The 452-nt window shown below is 56.9% G+C and carries 1 pseudogene; it reads right to left on the bottom strand.

What is annotated here, in order from left to right:
* A pseudogene (locus BBX50_RS26815) lies at window positions 1–452 on the bottom strand (IS630 family transposase); the annotation flags it as partial.

The following is a 452-nucleotide window of genomic DNA, read 5'->3' as shown; positions in this document are numbered from 1 at the left end:
TGCGCTTTGATTTTCGAGAAAGCCATCTCGATGGGATTGAGATCGGGTGAATAGGGCGGCAGGAACAGGAACCAGGCCCTTTTTTCCTTCAGGGCTTCAGCCGCTTTGGCACTTTTGTGGACGGCGAGGTTATCCAGAATGACGACGTCGCCGGGCGACAGCGTCGGGGCAAGTTGCGTCTCGATGTAAGTGTCGAATGACACGCGGTTCATGGCGTGGTGAATGATCCACGGGCGGTCAGGCCATGACAGCGCAAGGCGGCGATGAAAGTCTGTGTTCCCCAATGGCCGAATGGCGCATCCATCTGCAATCGTTCGCCGCGCGGGCAGCGTCTGCGAAGCCGCACCATCTTCGTGTTCACGGATGTTTCGTCAATGAAGACAAGGCGATGCGGTTCAAGCCGCATCCTTGGTTGGCGCTTGGCGATCCAGACCTGTCTCTTATACACATCT

Source organism: Ensifer sp. LC11 (assembly GCF_001695835.1).
Classification (GTDB): Bacteria; Pseudomonadota; Alphaproteobacteria; order Rhizobiales; family Rhizobiaceae; genus Ensifer.
This window is presented reverse-complemented; position numbering and strand designations above follow the sequence as displayed.